6 protein-coding genes are annotated in these 5,950 nt (G+C 58.9%); all 6 read left to right on the top strand.

Annotation, left to right across the window (positions count from 1 at the left end):
• Nucleotides 1–190 (top strand): fumarylacetoacetate hydrolase family protein (locus tag FDX03_RS22955; protein ID WP_185687765.1); only part of this gene is annotated, 190 nt, incomplete at its 5' end.
• Nucleotides 187–1,137, top strand: a complete 951-nt coding sequence (gene mhpF, locus FDX03_RS02455) for an acetaldehyde dehydrogenase (protein ID WP_137345433.1) — start codon at nucleotides 187–189, stop codon at nucleotides 1,135–1,137. The genes FDX03_RS22955 and mhpF, both read left to right, overlap by 4 nt.
• Nucleotides 1,134–2,147 (top strand): 4-hydroxy-2-oxovalerate aldolase, encoded by a 1,014-nt coding sequence (mhpE, locus tag FDX03_RS02450; protein ID WP_137345432.1) that lies wholly within the window; start codon nucleotides 1,134–1,136, stop codon nucleotides 2,145–2,147. The genes mhpF and mhpE overlap by 4 nt, the downstream gene beginning before the upstream one ends.
• Before the next feature lie 68 nt (nucleotides 2,148–2,215).
• A complete protein-coding gene (gene mhpT / locus FDX03_RS02445) occupies nucleotides 2,216–3,430 on the top strand; it encodes a 3-(3-hydroxy-phenyl)propionate transporter MhpT (protein ID WP_137345431.1) in 1,215 nt (404 codons plus the stop codon).
• A 275-nt stretch (nucleotides 3,431–3,705) separates the two neighbouring features.
• Nucleotides 3,706–5,109 carry an S-methylmethionine permease gene (mmuP, locus tag FDX03_RS02440; RefSeq protein ID WP_044714461.1) on the top strand — a complete coding sequence of 468 codons (1,404 nt, stop codon included), beginning with the start codon at nucleotides 3,706–3,708 and terminating at the stop codon, nucleotides 5,107–5,109.
• The coding region (gene mmuM / locus FDX03_RS02435; RefSeq protein ID WP_249356971.1) for a homocysteine S-methyltransferase at nucleotides 5,096–5,950 on the top strand (855 nt) is incomplete at its 3' end. The genes mmuP and mmuM, both read left to right, overlap by 14 nt.

Here is a 5,950-nt window from a genome sequence, read left to right as displayed (position 1 = left end):
CGCCGTCTGGCTGGCGCGCAAAATGGCCAGCCTCGGCGAGCCGCTGCGTGCCGGAGATATCATTCTCACCGGAGCGTTAGGCCCGATGGTCGCGGTGAATGCGGGCGATCGTTTCGAAGCCCATATCGACGGTATTGGTTCAGTTGCCGCCACCTTTTCTGCAGCGGTTACAAAAGGAAGTCAGTCATGAGTAAGCGTAAAGTCGCCATTATCGGCTCCGGCAACATCGGTACCGATTTGATGATAAAAATTCTGCGTCACGGCGTACATCTGGAAATGGCGGTGATGGTCGGTATCGACCCGCAATCCGATGGGCTGGCGCGCGCCAGTCGTATGGGCGTCGCCACTACCCATGAAGGGGTGATGGGGCTTATTGCGATGCCGGAGTTTGCCGATATCGATATCGTATTTGACGCCACCAGCGCGGGCGCGCATGTGAAAAACGACGCCGCGCTGCGTGCTGCTAAACCGGGGATCCGCCTGATCGACCTGACGCCCGCGGCAATCGGCCCGTACTGCGTGCCTGTGGTGAATCTGGAGGCCAACGTTGATCAGCAGAACGTTAATATGGTGACCTGCGGCGGGCAGGCGACTATCCCAATGGTGGCGGCAGTTTCTCGCGTGGCAAAAGTCTATTACGCCGAAATTATCGCCTCGATCGCCAGTAAATCTGCGGGTCCAGGCACGCGCGCTAATATCGATGAGTTTACCGAAACCACCTCGAAGGCGATTGAAGTGGTTGGCGGCGCGGCAAAAGGTAAAGCGATTATCGTCCTTAACCCGGCCGAGCCGCCGCTGATGATGCGCGACACGGTGTATGTGCTGAGCGAAGCGGCCTCTGAGGTTGAAGTTGAAGCGTCGATTAATGAGATGGCGGCGGCGGTGCAGGCGTACGTGCCGGGCTATCGTCTGAAACAGCGTGTCCAGTTTGAAGTCATCCCGCAGGATAAACCGGTCAATCTGCCGGGCATCGGTCAGTTCTCCGGGCTGAAAACCGCGGTGTATCTGGAAGTGGAAGGCGCGGCGCACTATCTGCCTGCCTATGCGGGCAACCTCGACATTATGACCTCCAGCGCGCTGGCGACCGCTGAGAAAATGGCGCAGTCCCTCACTCGTCAGGCAGGAGAAGCAGCATGAACGGTAAAAAACTCTATATCTCTGACGTGACTCTGCGCGACGGCATGCACGCCATTCGTCATCAATATTCGCTGGAAAACGTGCGCCAGATTGCCAAAGCGCTGGACGACGCGCGGGTGGATTCCATTGAGGTGGCGCACGGTGACGGTCTGCAGGGTTCCAGTTTTAACTATGGCTTTGGCGCGCACAGCGACCTGGAGTGGATTGAAGCGGCGGCGGACGTGGTCAAGCACGCTAAGATCGCCACGCTGCTGTTGCCGGGCATCGGCACGATTCATGACCTGAAAAATGCGTATCAGGCTGGGGCGCGCGTTGTGCGCGTGGCGACCCACTGCACCGAAGCGGACGTGTCGGCCCAGCATATTCAGTATGCGCGTGAGCTTGGCATGGATACCGTCGGCTTTCTGATGATGAGCCATATGACCACGCCGGAGCACCTCGCGCAGCAGGCGAAGCTGATGGAAAACTACGGCGCGACCTGTATCTATGTGGTCGATTCAGGCGGGGCGATGAACATGTCTGATATCCGTGACCGCTTCCGCGCCCTGAAAGCGGTGCTGAAGCCGGAAACAGAAACCGGGATGCACGCCCACCACAACCTGAGCCTCGGCGTGGCGAACTCGATTGCCGCGGTAGAGGAGGGTTGTGACCGTATCGATGCCAGCCTGGCCGGTATGGGCGCAGGCGCAGGCAATGCACCGCTGGAGGTATTTATCGCCGCGGCGGATAAGCTTGGCTGGCAGCACGGCACCGATCTGTATGCGCTGATGGACGCCGCCGACGATCTGGTGCGCCCGTTACAGGACCGTCCGGTGCGGGTCGATCGCGAAACGCTGGCGCTGGGCTATGCCGGAGTGTACTCCAGCTTCCTGCGCCACTGCGAAGTGGCAGCGGCGCGTTATGGCCTGAGCGCGGTAGATATTCTGGTTGAACTGGGCAAACGCCGGATGGTGGGCGGCCAGGAAGATATGATCGTCGACGTGGCGCTGGATCTGCGCAACAGAAAATAAAAATGATTACGCGGCTGGCAACGTATCAGCCGCGATTCACCTGCATCGTGACCTCAGAGGTACATCTTATGACTACTCGTACCCCCGCATCCTCATCCCGCCTGACGTTGACCGTCGGGCTGTGTTTTTTAGTCGCCCTGATGGAAGGGCTGGATTTACAGGCTGCCGGGATCGCTGCCGTCGGTATCGCTCACGCGTTTGCGCTGGATAAAATGCAGATGGGCTGGATCTTCAGCGCGGGCATTCTCGGGCTGCTGCCCGGCGCGCTGGTGGGCGGCATGCTGGCCGATCGCTATGGCCGCAAACGCATTCTTATTGCCTCTGTGGCGCTGTTCGGTCTGTTCTCGCTGGCAACGGCGATATCCTGGGATTTCTCATCGCTGGTGTTTGCTCGTCTGATGACCGGCGTCGGGCTGGGCGCGGCGTTGCCGAACCTGATCGCGCTGACCTCCGAGGCGGCGGGCCCGCGTTTTCGTGGTACGGCGGTGAGCCTGATGTATTGCGGTGTGCCGATTGGCGCGGCGCTCGCGGCAGCGCTCGGGTTTAGTGGTCTGGCCTCCGCCTGGCAAACGGTGTTCTGGGTTGGCGGGGTGATCCCGCTGCTGCTGGTACCGCTGTTGATGCGCTGGTTGCCGGAATCGCAGGTTTACGCCCAACAAACGCAGGTGGCTGCCGCGCCGCTGCGCGCGCTGTTTGCGCCAACTACCGTGACAGCCACGCTGCTGCTGTGGCTGTGCTATTTCTTCACCCTGCTGGTGGTGTATATGCTGATCAACTGGCTGCCGATGCTGCTGGTCGGGCAGGGCTTTCAGCCCTCGCAGGCGGCGGGCGTGATGTTTGCCCTGCAAATTGGCGCGGCCAGCGGGACGTTAATTCTCGGGGCGTTGATGGACAAATTGCGTCCGGTGGTGATGTCACTTTTGATCTACACCGGGATGCTGGCATCATTGCTGGCGCTGGGCACGGTATCGTCATTGAGCGGAATGCTGATGGCGGGATTTGTGGCGGGGATGTTTGCCACCGGGGGGCAAAGCGTGTTGTATGCGCTGGCACCGCTGTTTTACAGCACGCAGATCCGCGCCACCGGCGTGGGTACCGCTGTCGCCGTCGGGCGTCTGGGCGCGATGAGTGGTCCGCTGCTGGCAGGGAAAATGTTAGCGCTCGGCACCGGAACGGTAGGCGTGATGGCAGCTTCTGCGCCGGGTATTTTAGTGGCGGGCCTGGCGGTATTTATTCTGATGAACCGCAAATCTCAGATGCCGGTCCCGGCCAGCGGTGCTTAAGTGCTCATTCGGTGGTATGAGTGGGGGAGATACGGTTCCCACTTCCGGGTGAACGCCAGTCGGTGAGGACGTTGCCAGAGTTTACATAAAGCCTGGCAACGGAGGCGTTATGAGCTGGCGACCCTTTTTGTATCTGATTATTAATCCCCACCCGACATTAAGCGCCCGGCGCGGGCATCTGCGCCTGGTGCAGGGTTGACTTTGCATTCTGTTAACAAACGCGGTATAACAAACCTTCTTTGGATGTTTAGATGTCCATACGTTCAGAAGGTTATATGCAAACAACACAACAAAATGCGCCACTGAAGCGCACAATGAAAACGCGTCACCTGATTATGCTCTCCTTAGGTGGCGTGATTGGCACAGGGTTATTCTTCAATACCGGGTACATCATCTCCACTACCGGGGCGGCGGGAACGCTGCTGGCTTATCTGATTGGCGCGCTGGTAGTCTGGTTGGTTATGCAGTGTCTGGGCGAGCTGTCGGTCGCGATGCCGGAGACCGGGGCGTTTCACGTCTATGCTGCGCGTTATCTTGGCCCTGCAACGGGATATACCGTGGCCTGGCTTTACTGGCTGACCTGGACTGTAGCGCTGGGTTCGAGTTTTACCGCCGCCGGATTCTGTATGCAGTACTGGTTTCCACAGGTGCCTGTTTGGGTCTGGTGTGTGGTGTTCTGCGCGATTATTTTTGGTCTGAACGTCATCTCCACGCGCTTTTTTGCCGAAGGGGAGTTCTGGTTCTCGCTGGTAAAAGTGGTCACTATCATCGCCTTTATCATCCTCGGCGGGGCGGCGATTTTTGGTTTTATCCCAATGCAGGATGGCTCGCCCGCGCCGGGACTGAGTAATATCACGGCGGAAGGCTGGTTCCCACACGGTGGCTTACCGATCCTGATGACGATGGTGGCGGTGAATTTTGCTTTTTCGGGAACCGAGCTTATCGGTATTGCCGCCGGAGAAACAGAAAACCCGCGCAAGGTCATTCCGGTGGCGATTCGTACCACCATCGCGCGACTGATTATTTTCTTTATCGGCACCGTGTTTGTGCTGGCGGCGCTGATCCCGATGCAGCAGGCGGGCGTGGAGAAAAGCCCGTTTGTGCTGGTGTTTGAGAAGGTGGGGATTCCGTACGCCGCCGATATTTTTAACTTCGTGATCCTGACGGCTATTCTTTCCGCGGCGAACTCCGGACTGTATGCCTCCGGGCGCATGCTGTGGTCGCTGTCGAATGAACGCACGCTGCCAGCCTGTTTTGCCCGAGTGACGAAAAACGGCGTGCCGCTGACGGCGCTGTCGGTCAGTATGCTCGGCGGCGTGCTGGCGCTGTTTTCCAGCGTGGTGGCCCCGGACACGGTATTTGTCGCGCTGTCGGCAATCTCCGGGTTCGCGGTGGTGGCGGTGTGGCTGAGCATTTGCGCTTCACACTTCGTCTTTCGCCGCCGTCATCTGCAGCAGGGTAAGGCATTGAGTGAATTGCATTATCGCGCGCCGTGGTACCCGCTGGTGCCGGTACTGGGATTTGTGCTGTGCCTGGTGGCTTGTGTCGGGCTGGCATTCGATCCAGCGCAGAGAATTGCGCTGTGGTGCGGGTTACCGTTTGTGGCAGTGTGTTATGGTGCTTATTTCCTTACTCAACCGCGTAAAGCCAAACAGGAGCCCGAACATGTCGCAGAATAATCCGTTAAGCGCCATCCTTGATAAACAGGATTTCCTGCTGCTCGATGGTGCGATGGCGACGGAGCTGGAAGCGCGTGGCTGTAACTTAGCCGACAGCTTGTGGTCAGCCAAAGTGCTGGTCGAAAATCCGGAGCTTATCCGCGAAGTCCATCTCGATTACTACCGGGCAGGGGCGCAGTGTGCGATTACCGCCAGCTACCAGGCGACACCGGCGGGGTTTGCCGCCCGTGGCCTGGATGAAGCGCAGTCGAAAGCGCTAATTGGTAAAAGCGTGGAGCTGGCGCGTAAAGCCCGTGAAGCGTATCTGGCCGAGAACCCGCAGGCGGGCACGCTGCTGGTAGCTGGATCAGTCGGGCCTTACGGCGCGTATCTGGCGGATGGTTCTGAATACCGTGGTGATTACCAACGTAGCGCTGAAGAGTTTCAGGCGTTTCACCGCCCGCGCGTGGAAGCGTTACTGGATGCCGGGGCCGATCTGCTGGCCTGTGAAACCCTGCCAAATTTTGCCGAAATTAGCGCGCTGGCTGAGCTATTGACCGCATATCCGCGAGCGCGGGCGTGGTTCTCATTTACCCTGCGCGACAGCGAGCACCTGAGCGACGGTACGCCGCTGCGTGACGTGGTTGCGTTGCTGGCGGGTTATCCGCAGGTGGTGGCGCTAGGTATTAACTGCATTGCGCTGGAAAACACCACCGCTGCGTTGCAGCATTTACACGGTTTAACGGCGCTGCCGCTGGTGGTGTATCCGAACTCGGGCGAGCAGTATGATGCCGTGAGCAAAACCTGGCATCATCACGGTGAGCATTGTGCGCATCTGGCGGATTATCTGCCGCAGTGGCAG

Origin of the sequence: Citrobacter sp. wls827 (assembly GCF_005280875.1) — a bacterium.
Lineage (GTDB): Bacteria > Pseudomonadota > Gammaproteobacteria > Enterobacterales > Enterobacteriaceae > Citrobacter > Citrobacter youngae.
This window is presented reverse-complemented; position numbering and strand designations above follow the sequence as displayed.